The 1,122-nt window shown below is 45.3% G+C and carries 3 protein-coding genes; all 3 read left to right on the top strand.

All coding sequences use genetic code 11. The features are described 5' to 3' along the window. Nucleotides 1-419 (top strand): hypothetical protein (locus BG32_RS04360; RefSeq protein WP_220660306.1); only part of this gene is annotated, 419 nt, incomplete at its 5' end. Beyond that, entirely contained in the window at nt 416-799 is a 384-nt protein-coding gene (locus BG32_RS04365) for an ADP-ribosylglycohydrolase family protein (protein ID WP_121526461.1), read from the top strand. The genes BG32_RS04360 and BG32_RS04365, both read left to right, overlap by 4 nt. Beyond that, nucleotides 796-1,122: ADP-ribosylglycohydrolase family protein (locus BG32_RS04370; RefSeq protein ID WP_147434824.1), on the top strand; the 327-nt coding region annotated here is incomplete at its 3' end. The genes BG32_RS04365 and BG32_RS04370, both read left to right, overlap by 4 nt.

Here is a 1,122-nt window from a genome sequence, read left to right on the forward strand (position 1 = left end):
CAAGAGAACCTGTATCAATCGCTTCAGAAACAAGCAGATTGGAGATCAACCGAGAGGAGGTTTCGCCTCATTTTCGTACATCACAAATCATTATTTCTCCATTTTCCAAAAAAACTAAGCAATTGTTCGCCTATAAGGCAGTAAGCGGTCTCCTTTGCTGGCTGCCTTACTCAAGCTGTAGCTCGGCAATGATTGTCTCTTCAAGACCGATAATAACTATGGTTGAACCGGGCGAGACAGTCTCTGCGGATATCAAGCAGTTCATTCTAACTAACAGTGATACAGTAAGATTATCTGGCTTCGAAGCTTTCTGCGTGATCGATGGAAATCCAAGGGTGGATCTTTCAGTATCCAAGGGAATCGAAGTGAAAACAAATGGAAGGGCAGGACTTGGCGTGAAAAAACGTGATGAAGAATGAACAGGATTTTCAGGGCACTTGAAGCATTTGCCGTTGGCGATGCGATGGGAATGGTAACGGAATTCATGACCCGCCGGCAAATCTCTACCAGGTTCGAGTTCGTAAGTGATTTGCTAGAACCGGAACACTCACCTATCCACAAAAATCTAGCAAGAGGTCAGATAACTGACGACACAGAGCAGGTGCTTTACTTGATAAAGCTCTACAATGAGAAAAGAAACTTCTCACAAGAGACGGTCAAGGAAGCTCTTTGCAGGTGGGTCGACGAGTGTGATCCTGTTGGGAAGGGTTACATAGGGCCAAGCACTAAGAGAGCTATAGAAGCCTTCAAGAACAAAGAGGAATTCGAGAGTCTGGGCACTACCAGTGGGCCCCAATGAGAGTGCTTGCTCCAGTCTTATGTAGTCTCAACAAAAGTGAAAAGCATCTAGTCGAAGTAATAAGAGACTGTGCAGTTCCTACTCATAACACGAATCTCGCTCTCGAAGCTTCCCTCTCAGTCGGATTCGCCTACTACTATGCAGCAAAGGGGCAGGGTGTTAATCAGATTGTCGAAGCAGCCATTAGAGGCTCAAGATTAGCTGGAGAAATCTCTTGCGCAGAATTCGTAGGACCTTCTGCCGGTGAAAGACTTTCCGTGATCAGAGATCAAATCAACGGTGAATTGCCTGACAATTTTCTCGACAGAATCTACTATCTGTTT

This window comes from Mesotoga sp. HF07.pep.5.2.highcov, assembly GCF_003666285.1.
Taxonomy (GTDB): domain Bacteria; phylum Thermotogota; class Thermotogae; order Petrotogales; family Kosmotogaceae; genus Mesotoga; species Mesotoga prima.

Coding starts and splice junctions, on each gene's coding strand:
- BG32_RS04365 (WP_121526461.1), top strand. CDS start 416: ATGAACAGGATTTTCAGGGCACTTGAAGCATTTGCCGTTGGCGATGCG.